The organism is Actinomyces sp. ICM58, assembly GCF_000283035.1.
GTDB lineage: Bacteria > Actinomycetota > Actinomycetes > Actinomycetales > Actinomycetaceae > Pauljensenia.
The window spans coordinates 1-16,460 of the sequence record NZ_ALIY01000029.1 but is presented as its reverse complement, the minus strand read 5'-3'; the positions used below and the strand labels follow the sequence as shown (position 1 = coordinate 16,460).

The 16,460-nt window shown below is 66.4% G+C and carries 14 protein-coding genes and 1 pseudogene; 12 read left to right on the top strand and 3 right to left on the bottom strand.

All coding sequences use genetic code 11. From position 1 onward, the window contains the following. From HMPREF1138_RS01405 to HMPREF1138_RS01380, 6 genes and pseudogenes are all read left to right on the top strand, one after another. Positions 1 to 289: pseudogene (locus tag HMPREF1138_RS01405) on the top strand (pantoate--beta-alanine ligase); the annotation flags it as partial. Continuing rightward, complete coding sequence (gene panD / locus HMPREF1138_RS01400; RefSeq protein ID WP_009055652.1) at positions 286 to 720, top strand: aspartate 1-decarboxylase; 435 nt, start codon at positions 286 to 288, stop codon at positions 718 to 720. The pseudogene HMPREF1138_RS01405 and the gene panD, both read left to right, overlap by 4 nt. A gap of 183 nt (positions 721 to 903) precedes the next feature. Next, positions 904 to 1,782 carry a carbohydrate ABC transporter permease gene (locus HMPREF1138_RS01395; protein ID WP_039936429.1) on the top strand — a complete coding sequence of 293 codons (879 nt, stop codon included), beginning with the start codon at positions 904 to 906 and terminating at the stop codon, positions 1,780 to 1,782. Beyond that, positions 1,769 to 2,614 (top strand): carbohydrate ABC transporter permease, encoded by an 846-nt coding sequence (locus tag HMPREF1138_RS01390; protein WP_009055636.1) that lies wholly within the window; start codon positions 1,769 to 1,771, stop codon positions 2,612 to 2,614. Before HMPREF1138_RS01395 ends, HMPREF1138_RS01390 begins: the two co-directional genes overlap by 14 nt. A 30-nt stretch (positions 2,615 to 2,644) precedes the next feature. After that, positions 2,645 to 3,967 carry an ABC transporter substrate-binding protein gene (locus HMPREF1138_RS01385; protein ID WP_009055621.1) on the top strand — a complete coding sequence of 441 codons (1,323 nt, stop codon included), beginning with the start codon at positions 2,645 to 2,647 and terminating at the stop codon, positions 3,965 to 3,967. Between the two features lie 68 nt (positions 3,968 to 4,035). After that, the gene (locus HMPREF1138_RS01380) at positions 4,036 to 4,731 is read left to right on the top strand and encodes a PIG-L deacetylase family protein (protein ID WP_009055625.1); all 696 of its coding nucleotides are present in this window, start codon (positions 4,036 to 4,038) and stop codon (positions 4,729 to 4,731) included. Positions 4,732 to 4,855: 124 nt separating this feature from the next. Here HMPREF1138_RS01380 and HMPREF1138_RS01375 read toward each other — a convergent pair whose 3' ends face one another. Then, complete coding sequence (locus HMPREF1138_RS01375; RefSeq protein WP_009055632.1) at positions 4,856 to 6,229, bottom strand: 6-phospho-beta-glucosidase; 1,374 nt, start codon at positions 6,227 to 6,229, stop codon at positions 4,856 to 4,858. A gap of 76 nt (positions 6,230 to 6,305) precedes the next feature. On the opposite strand from HMPREF1138_RS01375, the gene HMPREF1138_RS01370 reads away from it, so the two are divergent. Together HMPREF1138_RS01370 and HMPREF1138_RS01365 are read left to right on the top strand one after the other, a co-directional pair. Continuing rightward, positions 6,306 to 7,193: a carbohydrate kinase family protein gene (locus HMPREF1138_RS01370; protein WP_009055623.1), complete on the top strand. Its 888-nt coding sequence runs from the start codon at positions 6,306 to 6,308 to the stop codon at positions 7,191 to 7,193. Positions 7,194 to 7,249: 56 nt separating this feature from the next. Then, the gene (locus tag HMPREF1138_RS01365; protein ID WP_009055655.1) at positions 7,250 to 8,866 is read left to right on the top strand and encodes a lysine--tRNA ligase; all 1,617 of its coding nucleotides are present in this window, start codon (positions 7,250 to 7,252) and stop codon (positions 8,864 to 8,866) included. A gap of 112 nt (positions 8,867 to 8,978) precedes the next feature. Here HMPREF1138_RS01365 and HMPREF1138_RS01360 read toward each other — a convergent pair whose 3' ends face one another. Beyond that, the gene (locus tag HMPREF1138_RS01360; RefSeq protein ID WP_039936426.1) at positions 8,979 to 9,920 is read right to left on the bottom strand and encodes a sugar-binding transcriptional regulator; all 942 of its coding nucleotides are present in this window, start codon (positions 9,918 to 9,920) and stop codon (positions 8,979 to 8,981) included. A 312-nt stretch (positions 9,921 to 10,232) separates the two neighbouring features. Between HMPREF1138_RS01360 and HMPREF1138_RS01355 the strand changes: the two genes are divergently transcribed. Together HMPREF1138_RS01355 and glpK are read left to right on the top strand one after the other, a co-directional pair. Continuing rightward, complete coding sequence (locus HMPREF1138_RS01355) at positions 10,233 to 11,018, top strand: MIP/aquaporin family protein (protein WP_009055638.1); 786 nt, start codon at positions 10,233 to 10,235, stop codon at positions 11,016 to 11,018. Positions 11,019 to 11,169: 151 nt separating this feature from the next. Next, complete coding sequence (glpK, locus tag HMPREF1138_RS01350) at positions 11,170 to 12,690, top strand: glycerol kinase GlpK (RefSeq protein ID WP_009055628.1); 1,521 nt, start codon at positions 11,170 to 11,172, stop codon at positions 12,688 to 12,690. A 76-nt stretch (positions 12,691 to 12,766) separates the two neighbouring features. On the opposite strand, the gene HMPREF1138_RS01345 is transcribed toward glpK, so the two are convergent. Then, positions 12,767 to 15,046, bottom strand: coding sequence for an FAD-dependent oxidoreductase (locus HMPREF1138_RS01345; protein ID WP_009055640.1), 2,280 nt, complete (start codon positions 15,044 to 15,046; stop codon positions 12,767 to 12,769). A 92-nt stretch (positions 15,047 to 15,138) separates the two neighbouring features. Between HMPREF1138_RS01345 and HMPREF1138_RS01340 the strand changes: the two genes are divergently transcribed. Both HMPREF1138_RS01340 and HMPREF1138_RS01335 read left to right on the top strand, forming a co-directional pair. After that, positions 15,139 to 15,723 carry a TetR/AcrR family transcriptional regulator gene (locus HMPREF1138_RS01340; protein WP_039936431.1) on the top strand — a complete coding sequence of 195 codons (585 nt, stop codon included), beginning with the start codon at positions 15,139 to 15,141 and terminating at the stop codon, positions 15,721 to 15,723. An 87-nt stretch (positions 15,724 to 15,810) separates the two neighbouring features. Then, entirely contained in the window at positions 15,811 to 16,383 is a 573-nt protein-coding gene (locus tag HMPREF1138_RS01335) for an NYN domain-containing protein (protein WP_009055642.1), read from the top strand. Positions 16,384 to 16,460: the final 77 nt, after the last annotated feature.

The window sequence follows — 16,460 nt, the reverse complement described above, 5'->3', positions numbered from 1 at the left end:
CATCGTGGCGCAGTGCCGCTCGGTGATTGACGCCGAGGGCGGCATCGACCTGGATTACATTGCGCTCGTGGACGCGGGGACTTTCGAGATCCTCGCTGGCACGCAGTCCGTGCCCGTCGGCGAGGGCGCGGCCGCGCCCACCATCCTGTCCGACGGCTCGCGCGAGGGGCGCCTCCTCGTCGCCGCCAAGGTGGGCACGACCCGCCTCATCGACAACATGGAGGTGCCGCTGCGCGACACCTCCGGTCCCTCCGGCCGTCTCGCCGAGCGCTCGGGGGAGCTCGCATGATGGAAATGACGCGCGAGATGGCGATCGGCAAGATCCACCGCGGCGTCGTCACCGGCGCCGACCTGCACTACGTCGGCTCGATCACCGTGGACGAGGATCTGCTGGATGCCGCGAACATCGTCCCCGGCCAGAAGGTCGACATCGTCGACGTCAACAACGGTGAGCGCCTCTCGACCTACACAATCGCCGGCGAGCGCGGCAGCGGCACGATCCAGCTCAACGGTGCCGCCGCCCACAAGGTGAGTGTCGGCGACCTCGTCATCATCATGGCCTACGCCCAGGTGCCCGAATCCCTCGTGCGCACCATGAAGCCGTCCGTCGTTTTCGTCGACGGCTCCAACCGCATCGTCAGCGCCGGCAACCACGCGGGCACCGTCCCCGAGGACTCGCCCCGTGCCCGCGAGCTGGGCCTGAAGAGCTCCGGCGTCTGATTGGCACGCCGACGGGAGCGCCCACTCAGCAGAGTGGGCGCTCCCTCGTTTTCGCTTCGTTTCGTGCGCCTTTGCTCGTGTGACGGCATGCGCTGTTCACAATTGTCCATACCTTGTCGTCGCCCGGCGCTGATGCGCCCGTCACACCTATCCTCGAAGAACCGTAAGAAAGGATGGTGGGGCATGAGCAAGCGAGCGTCTCGGACGCGCCACGCACTCGTCGGATACGCGTTCCTGTCGCCCGCCCTAATCGGCGTCCTCATCTTCATGGTTGTGCCCATCGGCGTCATCATGTGGGTGAGCCTGTACCGGTGGGACCTGATCGGGGATACGCGATACGTGGGCCTGGCCAACGTCACGAACGTGCTGAGCGACCCGGCCTTCCTGTCGTCCCTGCGCACGACGATTCTCTTCGTCCTCCTCGTGGTCCCCATTCAGATCATCCTGGGCCTACTCCTCGCGAACCTGCTGACGAAGGGCGTGCGAGGAACCGTCGTCTATCGCACGCTCATCGTCATCCCGTGGATCGCGCCTCCGCTGACCCTCGGCGTCGTGTGGTCGTGGATCTTCGCCCCCACCGGTGGCCTCCTCTCCGCGCTTGCGGGCACTCGACTAGAAATCCTCGTGTCGCCCACCTGGGCGCTGCCCGCGGCGGCTTTCGTCGTCGTCTGGTCGAACGTGGGATACACGGCGCTCTTCTTCATCGCGGGATTGCTCGCGATCCCGCGTGAGCTCACCGAGGCTGCGACCGTGGACGGGGCCTCCTCCTCGCAGGTGTTCTGGCACATCAAGATGCCCCTCCTGCGCCCGACCTTCTTCTTCGTGTCGGTCACCTCCGTGATTTCGGTCTTCAACGTTTTCGATCAGATCTACGCCCTGACCAAGGGCGGGCCGTCCGGCTCCACCGAGGTCCTCGCCTACCTGATCTACAAGGAGGCCTTCGAGACCGGAAATGTCGGCCGCGCCGCAGTCATGGCGTGCGTCATGATGCTGCTCCTCATGGGATTGACGCTGGCCCAGAACCTGTACTTCCGGAAGAGGACCACGTATGAGCTCGTCTAAGTCGCACTCGCGTCGGCCCTGGTGGTCGACCCTGGGGATCTACGCGGGGCTGTCGCTGGCCGCGTTCATCATGGTCATCCCGCTGCTCTTCAGCTTCGTCACGGCCTTCAAGTCGCCGCAGGACTTTGCCTCGCACTCACCCTTCGCGCTGCCCTCCCCGCCCTCCCTGGCCTCGTTCCAGGCGATCCTGACGGGACGAGTCAACTTCGGTGATGCGATCATCACGACGCTCCTCGTGGTCGTGGTGATGGTCGTCGGGCAGCTGGTGTCTTCCGTGCTGGCCGCCTACGCGTTCGCCCGCATCGAGTTCCCGGGACGCGAAGTTATCTTCTGGCTCTTCCTGGGCACCATGATGATTCCGGCGTCGGTCCTCGTCATCCCGCTGTACCTCATGATGGCGAAGATGGGGCTCAACAACACCTTCTGGGGTATCGTCCTGCCCTTCGTGTTCGCCTCGCCCTACGCGGTGTTCCTGCTGCGTCAGTCGTTCCGTCAGATCCCCCAGGAGATCATCGACGCGGCGACCATGGACGGCGCCGGGCAGATGCGCATCCTCTTCTCCATCGTCGTTCCCGTGTCGAAGCCGATCATTTCGACGCTCGTGCTCATCACTGTTGTGAGCCAGTGGAACTCGTTCATGTGGCCGCGGATCATCGCCGCGACCAGGCCACGCGTCCTCACGGTTGCGACGGCCGCGCTGCAGAGCCAGTACAACGCGAATTGGACCTACGTCATGGCGGCGACGACCATCGCGCTCGTGCCCCTGATCGCTCTGTTCATCGTCTTTCAACGACACATCGTTGAATCGATTGCCCTGACGGGCATCAAGTAACAACACAACCCATCACAACTGGAGGTCTTCATGAAAAGGCGTTTTGTTACCGCTACCGCTCTGATTGGTGCCGCGTCGATGCTGATGGCCGCCTGCTCGCAGGGTGGCAGCGCGTCGAGCGAGGCGGGCGCTTCCCTGACCCTGCGTCTGTGGGATGATCAGGCCGCCCAGGCGTATGAGGCGGCGCTCCCCGCGTTCACCGAGGAAACGGGGATCACGGTCAACGTTGAGGTCGTCCCGTGGTCGGACTACTTCACGGGCCTGCGTTCTGAGCTCGCCGCAGGCACCGGACCGGACGTCTTCTGGTCCAACACGAACAACTACACCGAGTACGCCCGCGGCGGCAAGATCGTCAACATCGACGAGGAGTTCCCCGCCTCGGAGCGCGACGGCTGGCTTCAGGGTGCCATCGATCAGTACACGGTTGACGGAAAGCTCTATGGCGTTCCGGTCCTCACTGACCCGTCGATCGCGGTGTACTACAACAAGTCGCTGCTGGATGCGGCCGGCGTGAGCATCGAGGACCTGCAGAACCTGTCGTGGGACCCGAGCGCCTCCACCGACTCTCTGCGGGAGATTACTCGCAAGCTGACGCTGGACTCGTCGGGCCGCAACGCGGCTGACCCTGCCTTCGACGCGGACCACATCGTCCAGTACGGATACAACGCCGCGCTGGATGGCCAGGCCATGCTCATTCCGTACCTGGGCTCGGCCGGCGCCACCCTGCAGGACGAGAGCGGGCACTTTACGTTCGCGAGCCCCGAGGGCGACGCCGCGGTCGGCTACCTGGTGGACCTCATCAACAAGGAGCACGTGGCCCCCTCGGCGGCCGATACGAACGATAACGGCGACTTCAGCCGCGATCAGTTCCTGCAGGGCAAGATCGCTCTGTTCCAGTCTGGTGCCTACAACCTGGCGAACGTGGCCGAGGGTGCGTCCTTTGAGTGGGGCCTGGCTCCCCAGCCGAAGGGTCCCGCAGGTGCCGTGACGGTCGGTAACTCCGTCGTTGCCGCCGGTTCGACGACGAGCGCGAACCCCGAGGCTCAGCACAAGCTGCTGGCGTGGCTGGCTGGCAAGGACGGCGGCACAGCACTGGGTAAGACCGGCGCCGGCTTCCCCGCGAATGAGGAGGCCCAGGCGACGTGGACCGCGTACTGGTCTGACAAGGGCATCGACACCTCGGTCATGGCGAAGACTCCTTCGGGCACGATCATGGCTCCCTTCGGCGCGAAGCTGGGCGCGGCAATGGACGCGTACAACGGCGTGCTCAAGGAGGTATTCCTGGGACGCACCGGCGTGCATGAGGGCGTCCAGGCCGCCCAGGATGCCGCAAACGCGGCGATTGATCAGTAGTCGTCACAGACGTGCGACAGGCGCCGGCGAGACACGTTCTCGCCGGCGCCTCAATAAGAAGGACACGAATGGATACCGTGCTGGGCATTTACGCCCACCCCGATGATGCGGACGTGGACGCGGGCGGGACGCTCGCTCGCTTCGTGCGCGAAGGATCGAGGGTCGTGGTCGCAGTCGTCACGGACGGTGATGCGGGAGGCTCCGACCAGGATCTGCATCAGCAGATGGGGGAGTTGCGTCGCGATGAACAGCGCCGCGCGTGCGAGCACCTGGGCGTGACGGAGCTCGTCTTCTTCGACGGCTACCCCGACGGCATGGTGACCCCGTCCCACGGCCTCGTGCGCGATATCGTCGCCCTCATTCGGCGCGTGAAGCCGAGCCTGATCCTCACCCTCTCGCCCGAATACAACTGGTCGTCCATCTACGCCAATCACCCGGACCATCGGGCCGTGGGCGCCGCGGTCACGGACGCCGTCTACCCGGCCGCGCGCAACCCTTTCGCCTTCCCCGAGCTGCTCGAGGAGGGCCTGGAACCCCACGTCGTCGAAGAGGTGTGGTTCCAAGGTGGCCCGTCGACGAATCACGTCATCGAGCTGGACCAGGCAGACGTCGAGGCCAAGGTCAGGGCGGTTCGCGAGCACGTCACCCAATTTGACGACCTTGACCGGATGGAGTCATGGATCCGACAGGGCGCCCGCGACGCGGGGCACCCCCACGGCTACGCAGGGGGAGAAGAATTCTTCCGCTGGGACACCCGCGGGTGAAGGCCCGATAGTCGGCCAGTTCTCCAGACTGTGCCCCCGCCTCGTCTGCACGAGGCCAGGGCACAGCGCGTCGACGGGCGCGCGGGGAGGGCGGCGCACAGTGCGCAGCGCGAGGCGGCGCGCCTCAGTCGAAGGCAGCGGCGACCAGCGGGTTTGTGCGAATCGCCTGATCGAGCACGTCGCGTGCAACGTTGACCGAGTCGACCAGGGGGTGCAGCGCCAGCGCCTGCCAGGCGAGGCTGCGGTCGCGCTCGCGGGCGGCGTCGATGACGAGATTCTCACAGGCCTTCACGGATTGGACAAGGCCGAGGGCCGCGCCGCTCAAGGGCGCAACCGGAATTGGATGCACACCGGAGGCGTCGACGTCGCAGGGAACCTCGACGACGTCCGTGTCGCGCAGCGTTGGAATCGAGGAGAATCCGCCGTCGCCATTACCGACGTTGAGGATCATGCGCGCCGGAGTGTTCGTAGCGAGCGCGTTCATGAGGTCGAGCGCCACCTTTTGGTAGCCGCCGCCCGCGATGTCTTCGGCGCGCCTGCAGGAACGCTCGTCGACGTCGCGGGCCTCGGCCATGTAGGTCGCCTCCCGGTCGGCGAGCGCATTAATCCACGTCCGTCCCGCCTTTTCGGGCTGGGAGAGCACGGCGTTGTAGAAGGCTTCCTGCTGATCGCGCAGGTACTCGCCGCGGGTTTGGTCCTGGTGGATGCGGGCCATGGCTTCGCGATGGCAGTAGTAGTAGAAGAGGTATTCGTTGGGCAGGGCGCCCAGCGCGCGAATCCAGTCCGTGCCGATGGCGCGGGATTCTTCCATGGATCCCAGGGCCGCCTCGTCGGCGAAGAGGCGCGGGAGGACGTCGCGGCCGTCGACGGACAGCGAGCGCAGCCAGCCGAGGTGGTTGAGGCCCGCGTAGTCGAAGGACACGTCGGCGCGCTCCTCCTCGGGAATGTCCAGGGCGTTCAGCGTCCGGTTGACGAGCCCGATGGGGGTGTCGCAGATGCCGATGACGCGCTCGCCGAGCACGGAACGCATCGCCTGGGTGATGATCCCGGCCGGGTTCGTGAAGTTGATGAGCCAGGCATCGGGGCACAGTCGCTTGGCGGCGTGCGCCAACTCCAACGCCGGTCCGAGCGAGCGGAACGCGTAGCAGTAGCCGCCCACACCGACGGTCTCTTGACCGAGCAGCCCGTTATCGAGGCCGCAGTGTTCATCGAGGACCCTCCCGCAGGTCCCGCCCACCCGCATCGCGGAGAAGACGAAGTCGGCCCCGGGAAGCCCCTGATTGATGTCCGTCGTCGCGCGGACGGTGGGGGAGTGCGGGAAGTCCAGCGAGGACAGCACGGCCATCATCGCGTCGAGCCTGCGCGCGTCGGTGTCGTACAGGACGACGCGGTCGACGTCGAGGGATGCGTAGGCTCCCTGCCCCGCCCGTGAGCGGGCCAAGACGTCGATCATCGCGGGGACACGGAAGCCCCCTCCTCCGACGATGGTGAGCTGCATGGCGGGCATCCTCTCTGGATACGTATAGTGGTGGCTCAGTGACATAGTGTAGTCGCGCTCACGTCTAGGAGGGTCCGTGGCATCTCGTGTATCCGCCGCATCTCAGTTCGCGGTGTACGGTCCGACGTTCCTTGATGTCGTGATGGGTCCTCTCGACGGTCCTCCGGTTCCCGGTCGCGAGGCCTGGGTGGAGGGAGCGCTCATGTGCGCGGGCGGTGCGGCCAATCAGGCGATTGCGCTGGCTCGCCTGGGCGCACCCGTTCGCCTGCACTCTCGCGTGGGCGTCGATCAGATGGGTCAGTTCGTGGACAAGATGCTCGCGCGCGAGGGCGTGGACACCTCCTCGTGCGAGCGCGTGGGTGATCAAAACGTCACCGTCTCCCTGTCCTTCGACGGTGATCGCGCAATGACCACGCGCGGGACGACCGTGTTGCCCCGCTTGGGAGGCGACGCGCCGGCGTGCCTGCTCGCAGACGTGCGGGGAATCGGCGGGAACACTGAGATTGTGTCCTCCTGGCGCGAGCACGGGACGTGGGTGCTGGCGGATACGGCCTGGGACGAGGCCGGGGCCTGGGACGAGGCGGACCTAGAGTCTTTGCGTCTGGCTGACGTGTGCACGCCCAACGAGGAGGAGGCGCTCGCCTACGCGCGCACCGAGAGCGTGGAGGACGCCGCGCGGTGGTTCGCGTCCTTTGGGTGCGACTGCGTGGTCACGTGCGGCAAGAATGGCGTGATCGCGTGCGTCGACGGACGGATCCTGCACGTGCCAGCGCCCGCCGTGAACGCGGTGGATACGACGGGCGCGGGGGATGTTTTTTCGGCGGCGCTGGCCTGGGCGCGCCGAGAGCGGCACCTGCCGTGGCCCGAGACGCTCACCCTCGCCTGCGCGGCCGCCGCTCACTCCACGCAGGGGATCGGTGGATCCTCGTCAGCTCCTTACGCGGCCGACCTCCCGGGGGCGTGAGGAGCCCAACCGGGCCCCTGCCTCGTCGCGGGGCCAAATCCCGGTACGATAGGCGCATGACCGATTCTTCTACGCCCACGCAAGCACCCGCAGACGACACCCCCGAGCAGGTCAAGGTTCGCGCGGCCAAGCGCGCGCGCCTCATGGAGGCCGGCATTCCCGCCTACCCCGTGCGCCTGCCGATCACGACCACCATCAAGGCGGTGCGTGAGAAGTACGCCCACCTCGAGGCCGGCGAAGAGACTGAGGACTACGTGGGCCTGGCGGGCCGCGTCATCCTCGCGCGCAACGGCGGCAAGCTCTGCTTCGCGACCCTCATGGACGGCGAAGGTAACAAGATCCAGGTCATGCTCTCCGCCGCTTCCGTCGGCGCCGAGTCCCTGGCCGCCTACAAGAACGACGTTGACCTGGGCGACCACCTCTTCGTCCACGGTCGCGTGATCTCCTCGCGCCGCGGCGAGCTGTCGATCTTCGCGACCCCCGCCGAGGTCACGCCCGAAGCTCAGGCCGCCTACGACGCCGCGCCCACCGCGCTGCCCGCCCCCGACGCCTCGTGGGCCATCGCCTCCAAGGCGCTGCGCCCCCTGCCCAAGACCTGGACCACCGAGGACGGCGAAGAGATCACCCTGTCCGAGGACCAGCGCATCCGCCGCCGCGAGCTCGACCTCATCACGCGCCCCGCCGCGCGCGACATGGTCCGCATCCGCGCGGCCGTCAACCGCTCGATCCGCGAGAACTTCTTCCGCCGTGACTACATCGAGCTCGAGACGCCGATGCTGCAGATGATCCACGGCGGTGCGGCTGCCCGCCCCTTCACGACGCACATGAACGCGCTCGACACCGATCTGTACCTGCGCATCGCGACCGAAATCTACCTCAAGCGCGCGGTCGTTGGCGGCGTGGACCGCGTCTTCGAGATGAACCGTAACTTCCGCAACGAGGGCATGGATTCCTCGCACAGCCCCGAGTTCACGTCCCTGGAGGCCTACGAGGCCTACTCGGACTACAACGGCATGGCTGAGCTGACGCGTGACCTCATCCAGCAGGCCGCGCGCGACGCCTTCGACCTGTCCGAGGGTGAGGAGATCGTGCGGCTGGCCGACGGCACCGAGTACGACCTGTCGGGGCAGTGGGATCGCATCGACCTGTACGGCTCTACCTCCGAGGCCCTGGGCGAGGAGGTCACGGTGGAGACGCCGCGCGAGACCCTCGTCAAGTACGCCGAGCGCATCGGCTTGGAGGTCGACGACTACGCCGTATCCGGCAAGATCGTCGAAGACATCTTCGAGGAGCTCGTCGCCTCCAAGCTGTGGGCGCCGACCTTCGTCTACGACTTCCCCGAGGACACCTCCCCGCTGACCCGCTACCACCGCTCGCGCCCCGGCCTGACGGAAAAGTGGGACCTGTACGTGCGCGGCTTCGAGACGGGCACCGCCTACTCCGAGCTGGCCGACCCGGTCGTTCAGCGCGAGCGCTTCGAGGCGCAGGCGCTCGCGGCCGCCAACGGCGACCCCGAGGCTATGGTCATGGACGAGGACTTCCTCGTCGCCATGGAGCAGGGCTTCCCGCCGTGCGGCGGCATGGGCATGGGCATCGACCGCCTGCTCATGGTCCTGACCGGCCAGGGCATCCGCGAGACGATTCCGTTCCCGCTGGTCAAGCGCCTGGGCTGACCTGAGCTGAGAGTGGGCCTCGGCCTCGTTCTTTCGTGGACGAGGCCGAGGCCCGTCGGGTTGTCGGGCGCGCCTTGGCGGGGGCGGGGCGCTAATGCGCGCGCGACGATCCTTAGGCGCGTGGCCGGGGGTGCAGGGCGCGCGTGTGGACGAGGTCGAGGAGCTCGTGTGCGGCGCCGTCGTCGAGGACGAGGTCGGTGGCGACTCCGGCGCGTAGGGCGCCCAGTAGTGGCAGGGCTTTGGAGGCGCCGGAGACGACGCACAGTCGGCGTGGAATCCTCTTGAGCGTGGACGGGCACGGGCCGGACGCGCGGTCGTTGAGGTGCATGTTCGTGGAGCCGTCTTCGCGGATGAGGACGGTGCACACGTCGCCGACGACGCCGTCGTTTTGTGCGGAGGCGATCTCGTCTGGCTCGAGGAATCCGCCCGAGTAGACGTGGGAGGGCAGGCGCGCGGACATGGATCCGACGCCGAAGAGGGCGACGTCGGCGCTGTCGATCGTGTTGAGGACGGACTGAATGGAGCGTTCGCGCCAGAGTGCCTGCTTGGTGTCGGCGTAGTCGAAGAAGGCGGGCACGGGGAAGTTGACGATGCGCCCACCGATGGCTTTGGCTGCGCAGGAAATGATGGCCTCGGCGTAGGGCATGCCGGACTCGGTGGCGGTCGCGGCGCCGTTGAGCTGGACGACCGTCGAGCCGGCGAAGGTGACGTGGGGCATGGCGCGGGCGACCTCGGCGGTCGTGTTGCCCCACGCGATGCCCAGGGTGACCCCGGGGAAGAGCATGTCGACGAGGTGCTCGGCGGCGACCAGGGCGACGTTGTGGAGCCTGTTGACCTCGGTGTGGACGTCGTGGACGGGCACGACGGAGACTTGGACGCCGAAGAGGTCGGCGATCTGGCCGGCGAGCGTGCCCTTGGTGCCCGGGGAGGCAGAGACGGAAATGCGCACGAGTCCAACTTCGCGCGCGTGGGCGAGGAGTCGGGACACGGAAGAGCGCGATACCTGCAGGTGGCGGGCGATTGTTTCCATCGTCTGTCCCTGGAGGTAGTACATCGAGGCTGCCTCGTGCGCCTGTTCATCACGTATTGTCACGTTTTCTAGTGTGCCATGCACAAGTGTGCAGATGTGTGATTTTGAGTATTCATTTCTTGCGCGTTGCCGTTAGATTAATCTGCGTCAGATGATCAGGGTCACACTGTTGGGGTTGAACGAACGTGCATTCGGTTTGGGCCAACGTGCATCAAGTGCAATACTTGGGGTGACCCGTCAACAGTGTCCGCGTTGATATTGTTCGATGGCACACAGTTAGCGGTGGTATCCCACCGGTGACCCGGCGTGAGGACGCGCCGGAGAAAGATAGGAAAAATGCTCTCAACACTGCTTCCGGCAGCCGCAGAGGCGGCTGTCCCTACCACGGGCCAGATTTTCTGGTCTGAGTTCCTCGGCACCGCCGTCCTGCTGCTCCTCGGTGGCGGCGTCGTCGCCACAAACCTGCTGCCCAAGTCCAAGGGCAAGGGTGGCGGCTGGCTGCTCATCAACTGGGGATGGGGCCTCGCGGTCTTCGCCGGCGTCTATGTCGCGTTCCGCACCGGCGGCCACCTGAACCCCGCCGTCACCATTGCCAAGGTCGTCGGCCACATGTTTGACCCCAGCGTCACCCTGGCGGGCGACATCCCCGTCACCGGCACCAACGTCGCGGTCTACATCGTCGCCCAGTTCCTCGGCGCCTTCGTCGGGGCGGTCCTGTGCTGGCTGACCTTCAAGAAGCACTTCGACGAGGACTGCGACCCCGCCCTCAAGCTCGGCGTCTTCTCCACCGGCCCCGAGATCCGCTCCTACGGTTGGAACTGCCTCACTGAGGCCATCGGCACCGCCGTCCTGATCCTGTGGGTCTACGTCTCCGGCTACACCGAGACCGCCGTCGGCCCCCTCGGCGTCGCGCTGATTATCGTTGTCATCGGTAACTCGCTGGGTGGCCCCACCGGTTACGCCATCAACCCGGCCCGTGACCTCGGCCCGCGTATCGCTCACGCGATCCTGCCCATCAAGGGTAAGGGTGGCTCCGACTGGGGCTACTCCTGGGTTCCCGTCGTCGGCCCGATCATCGGCGCCATCGTCGGCACCGCTATCTACTTCCTCACCCTCGCCTGAGGATGAGTGCGCGGGCGAGGCCTCCGCGGCCTCGCCCGCGTGATCCCCACCGCCGGGGTGACATTTTCTGGGACTGGGAAGTCCCAACAGCCGTGCAGGTGGCTAGGCGCGGCATACACAACGACGTGACAATGCATCCGAAAGGACACTCATGACCACCGAAAAATTCGTTCTCGCCATCGATCAGGGCACCACTTCGACCCGCGCGATTATCTTCAACCACGCTGGTGAAATCGTTTCCGTCGGCCAGAAGGAATTCACGCAGATCTTCCCGAACCCGGGCTGGGTCGAGCACAACCCCATCGAAATCTGGGACACCACCCGCACCGTCGTTGCCGAGGCTCTGCAGAAGGCGGAAATCAACCGCCACAACCTCGCCGCCGTCGGCATCACCAACCAGCGTGAGACCACCGTCGTGTGGGACAAGAACACCGGTGAACCCGTCTACAACGCGATCGTCTGGCAGGACATGCGTACCTCCGACATTGTCAAGGAACTCGAGGGCGACGAGGGCCCGGACCGCTTCCGCCAGATCTGCGGCCTGGGTCTGTCCCCCTACTTCTCGGGCTCCAAGATCAAGTGGATCCTGGACAACGTCGAGGGCGCTCGCGAGCGCGCCGAGGCCGGCGACCTGCTCTTCGGCAACACCGACTGCTGGGTCCTGTGGAACCTGACGGGCGGCATCAACGGCGGCGTGCACTGCACGGACGTCACCAACGCCTCGCGCACCATGCTCATGGACATCCGCACCCTCTCCTGGCGTGAGGACGTCTGCGAGATCTTCGGCATCCCCATGTCGATGCTCCCCGAGATCAAGTCCTCCTCCGAGATCTACGGCTACGGCCGCAAGAACGGTCTGCTCATCGACACCCCGATTGCCGGTATCCTCGGTGACCAGCAGGCCGCGACCTTCGGCCAGGCCTGCTTCGAGAAGGGCATGGCGAAGAACACCTACGGTACGGGCTGCTTCATGCTCATGAACACCGGCACCGAGCCCGTCTTCTCCGACAACGGCCTGCTCACCACCGTGGCCTACAAGATCGGCGATCAGCCGGCCGTGTACGCCCTCGAAGGCTCGATCGCCGTCGCCGGCTCGCTGGTCCAGTGGCTGCGCGACAACCTCGGCATGATCGTCAAGTCCTCGGACATCGGCGAGCTGGCCAGCACGGTCGAGGACAACGGCGGCGTCTACTTCGTGCCCGCCTTCTCCGGCCTGTTCGCACCCTACTGGCGTTCGGACGCTCGCGGCGCGATCGTGGGCCTGACCCGCTACGTCAACAAGGGCCACATCGCCCGCGCCGTCGAGGAGTCGACCGCGTTCCAGAGCGCCGAGGTCCTCGACGCGATGAACGCCGACTCCGGCGTGCCGCTCAAGGAGCTCAAGGTTGACGGCGGCATGACGCACGACGACCTGGTCATGCAGTTCCAGGCCGACCTGTGCGGCGTGGACGTCGTTCGCCCGAAGGTCATCGAGACGACCGCCCTGGGTGCCGCCTACGCCGCCGGTATGGCCGTGGGCTACTGGTCGGGCACCGAGGACGTCGTCGCCAACTGGCAGGAAGGCAAGCGTTGGACGCCGTCCATGGAGCCGGCCGAGCGCGACCGCACGTACCGCCTGTGGAAGAAGGCCGTCACGCGTACTCTCGACTGGGTCGACGACGACGTGTTGTGATTGTCACTCCATAGACAGTGACGAGGCCGGGGCTGCGCGAGCGGTCCCGGCCTCGCCGCGCGTGGGGAGGGGTGCGTTAGAACGTCTCGTAGGAGACGCGTGCGCCCCCGGCCTGGATGATGCGCGAAATGGCGCGGACTATGCGGGCGGAGCCGCACACGTAGTACGTGGCCTGGGGATCGATGCCCTCGGCGTTCAGGTAGTCGGTGATACGCCCGTGAAACGTGCCGGGCGCCGCCTCGCGGCTGACGCATCGAATGAGCCGGGGCAGCGGTGTGCCCGCTCGGCCTGTCAGGTCGTCTTCCGTCCGTGAGTATCCGACGATGAGTATGTCGTCGTCGCGCCTGCCAGGCTCGAACGCTGCGAGGAATGGGGCGATGCCCGTCCCTGTTGCGATGAAAATGCGCCGGTGTGGCGCCTCGGCGTCGGTCGTGCCCCGGTCTGGCGTGACGAGCCAGTGGCCGTAGGGCAGCTCGAGGTCGACGTCGTCGCCGGGTGCGGTGGCGCTCGCCCAGGAGGCGCCCATGCCCTTCGTGCGCACGTCAACGAGGAGCCTGACGTTGCGCCCAGGAGCTGATGCGAGTGAGTAAGGTCGCCATTCGAATGGGGCGACCCGAACGAGCGCGTACTGGCCTGCCTCCCACGTCGCGCATTCCGGTAGCTCGAGTGTGATGTCGCGGGTGGTGGGCGTTATCCAGCTGGCGTGCTCCACTGTCGCCGTGTATCTGCCTGCCCCGGCGTCGCCGCGCGGTTGCGGGGTTGGGGTGCGCGGAGCACGGGCCCCGGTGGGTGCGGTTCGTAGCGCCCGGTTGATGCGCGGGTATCCCGCCGGTCCCAGGGCCTTGCAGGCGGCGGAGAGTCCTGCCATGGCGGCCCCGACGATGCCGGGCATTCCCGCGTCTTGTCCCGTGAGGATGAGGTTGGTGATGGGTGTCGAGGGCGTGCCGAGGTTTGCGTGGAATCGTTCAGGCGTGAGGGGTAGCCCGTAGAAGCATCCGCCCTCGTGTGACGTGTAGTGTTCGACGGTGAGCGGCGTGCCCACCTCGACGTATCGGACGGCGTCTTTCAATCCGGGTATGGCCGTATCCGCGAGGTCAATGAGTCCGCGTGCCATCGCCGACGTCAGGCGTTCGTAGTCCTCCCCGCGCCTCCCCGGCCTCGTTCCCGACCATCGTTCGAAGGCCTCGGGCGTGACGAAAGAGATGATCTCCGCGGTCGCGTGTGGTTCCCCGGACTTGATGGCGGGGAAGGAAATGAACGCCGAGCGCGGGTGCCCGTCAAGGAGGTCGGCGGTCATACGGGCCGGGTCGGCGCGGCCCGTGTCCGTGTTGATCCAGACGTTCGACCCGTCCACGTCGGCGGGGTAGTGGTCGAGCGTGAGGTAGACGGTGACGGCGGATCCTCCGTGCCCGAGGCGGGCGACCTGTTCGCGGACACGTGCAGTGAGCGCGCCGACCGGACCGGTCGTTGGTAGTAGCCGGGTGTAGGTTTCGCGGGCGCCGACGCCGGAAATCACGATGGGAGCACGCTCCTCGTAGGAGAAGGGCGCGGGACCGCTGCGATCAGTGATGCGCACGCCCACTGCTCGACCGTTGTCGATGAGGATGTCGTCGACGTCCTGGCACAGGCGAATCTCACCTCCAGTTGCGCGGATCCGTTCTTCGATCATGCGCGCGATCTGCCCGCTTCCGCCGCGTGGGAACCATGCGCCGTCCATGTAGTGGCCGACGATCATGGCGTGGGCGACGAACGCGCTGAGCGTTGGCTCCACCCCGTAGTCGCCCCAATGCGTAGTGAGGAGGGCGCGCAGGGCCGGGTCGCGGAAGCGGCGCTCCATGTAGTGCTCTGTTCGTTCCAGGGCGCATCCTGTCCGTAGGCGGAGTGCGAGGTGAATGGCGGGGGATGCCTGTGGCGGGACCATGTCGGCCATGTAGCGCAGCGACATCCATGAATAGGCGCGCTTCACGTCCCGGCAGTAGCGTCGAATGGCTCTCTTCTCGTGTGGAAACAGAGAGATCAGGAGGTGCTGGTACTCCTTGAAACTGGATGGGATTGTGACGGTCAGGCCGTGGCCGGGCAGGACGAAACGGTCGTAGCCCGACGGCATTCGATTCCATGTGAGCGCGCCGCCGGTGAGGTAGTCGAAGAGCTGGCGTGGGCGGGATCCTGGGTGCATGTCGCCGACGTAGTGCAGCCCGACATCCCAGGAAGCGCCCATCCGACGGAATGAGTGGGTGAGGCCGCCTGGGGTGCTGTGTTTTTCGAGGACAAGCACGCGCGCTCCCGCGACTCCGGCAAGGAGGCCGGCCGTCGTGAGTGCGCCGATGCCCGAGCCGATAACGATCGCATCATACATGGAAACTCCCAAAAATAGACAGTGTCTACTTATGGGAACATGTGCTGGTAGACACTGTCAAGTCATGGTCGTTCCTCGGCTACACTGAGATCATGACGCGCCAAACGAACCCCGATGGCCTGCGCGAGGCAATCCTCGAGATCAGCCGCGATCTGCTCAACGAGGGCGGGCCATCATCCCTGTCCATGCGCGAGGTCGCACGACGCGCGGGCTGCACCCACCAAGCCCCGTACCACTACTTCCAGGGGCGCGAGGCCATCCTCGTCACCCTCGTCGAGGAGGGGTACCGAGACCTCGAACGTGCGCTGCGCGAGGTGAGGGAGACGAGCGAGGGACGTGCGCCGCAGGATGTGACGCGCGCCGCGGGACACGCCTACCTCGCCTGCGCGCTGGCGAACCCCGGTGTCTTCCGGATCATGTTCCGATCAGACATGTACGACGCGGGCGCTCACTCGGGCCTGCGTGCGGCCAGCCAGGCTGCGCGCACCCAGCTACGCTCGCTGGCCGCGCTCGCATACGGGACCGACGACCCGCGCGCGGAGGTCACCCTGTGGGCCTACGTGCACGGCCTCGCCACCCTCGTCCTCGATGGGCCTCCGGCGCTCGGCGCCGCGCAAGAGGCGCAGCGCTTTGCCCACGACGTGATCGAGGCACCGTACTTCATCGGCGGGGTGTGAGCCGGTCGCGCTCGCGGGCCGCTGCCGGCGCCGTCCTAGGACCCAAGGCCGACAGTGGCGCCCGCCGCGGCATCTACAATTGACCCCATGGAAAGCTCTAATAAACAAACGACATACCTCGTCGTCGACGGCGAGAATATCGACGCCACGCTCGGCCTGTCGGTCCTGGATCGGCGCCCCAACCCCGAGGAACGCCCCCGATGGGATCGCGTCCTGGAGTGCGCGCACGGTCGCTGGGGCCAGCGCGCCAAGGGCCTGTTCTTCCTCAACGGCTCCTCGGGCTTCCTGCCCATGGGATTCGTCCAGGCCCTGACGGCGATGGACTACTCGGTGATCCCCCTGTCGGGTCCCGCCGACATGAAGGTCGTCGACGTCGGCCTGCAGCGCACGATGGACGCGATCGCGCAGATCGGCACGGGCGACGTCATCCTGGCCAGCCACGACGCCGACTTCCTGCCCCAGATCGAGACGCTCCTGGACCAGGGCCGCCGCGTCGCGGTCATGTGCTTCAAGGAGTTCCTCTCCTCCCAGCTCCACGAGCTGGAGGAACGCGGCCTGGAGATCATCGACCTCGAATACGACGTGCACGCATTCCAGGTGCGCCTGCCCAGGCTCCACATCATCGACATCGACGACTTCGACCCGATGTCCTTCCTGTGAGGCGCCGACCCGCGCCCGCGGGATCAAACGACGCCTTCGTGACATGCGAACCGGGCGGCCCCTCGCGGGGCCGCCCG

Coding starts and splice junctions, on each gene's coding strand:
- HMPREF1138_RS01395 (WP_039936429.1), top strand. CDS start 904: ATGAGCAAGCGAGCGTCTCGGACGCGCCACGCACTCGTCGGATACGCG.
- HMPREF1138_RS01345 (WP_009055640.1), bottom strand. CDS start 15,046: ATGTATGATGCGATCGTTATCGGCTCGGGCATCGGCGCACTCACGACG.
- HMPREF1138_RS01340 (WP_039936431.1), top strand. CDS start 15,139: ATGACGCGCCAAACGAACCCCGATGGCCTGCGCGAGGCAATCCTCGAG.
- HMPREF1138_RS01380 (WP_009055625.1), top strand. CDS start 4,036: ATGGATACCGTGCTGGGCATTTACGCCCACCCCGATGATGCGGACGTG.
- HMPREF1138_RS01390 (WP_009055636.1), top strand. CDS start 1,769: ATGAGCTCGTCTAAGTCGCACTCGCGTCGGCCCTGGTGGTCGACCCTG.
- HMPREF1138_RS01385 (WP_009055621.1), top strand. CDS start 2,645: ATGAAAAGGCGTTTTGTTACCGCTACCGCTCTGATTGGTGCCGCGTCG.
- HMPREF1138_RS01365 (WP_009055655.1), top strand. CDS start 7,250: ATGACCGATTCTTCTACGCCCACGCAAGCACCCGCAGACGACACCCCC.
- panD (WP_009055652.1), top strand. CDS start 286: ATGATGGAAATGACGCGCGAGATGGCGATCGGCAAGATCCACCGCGGC.
- HMPREF1138_RS01355 (WP_009055638.1), top strand. CDS start 10,233: ATGCTCTCAACACTGCTTCCGGCAGCCGCAGAGGCGGCTGTCCCTACC.
- HMPREF1138_RS01335 (WP_009055642.1), top strand. CDS start 15,811: ATGGAAAGCTCTAATAAACAAACGACATACCTCGTCGTCGACGGCGAG.
- HMPREF1138_RS01375 (WP_009055632.1), bottom strand. CDS start 6,229: ATGCAGCTCACCATCGTCGGAGGAGGGGGCTTCCGTGTCCCCGCGATG.
- glpK (WP_009055628.1), top strand. CDS start 11,170: ATGACCACCGAAAAATTCGTTCTCGCCATCGATCAGGGCACCACTTCG.
- HMPREF1138_RS01360 (WP_039936426.1), bottom strand. CDS start 9,920: ATGTACTACCTCCAGGGACAGACGATGGAAACAATCGCCCGCCACCTG.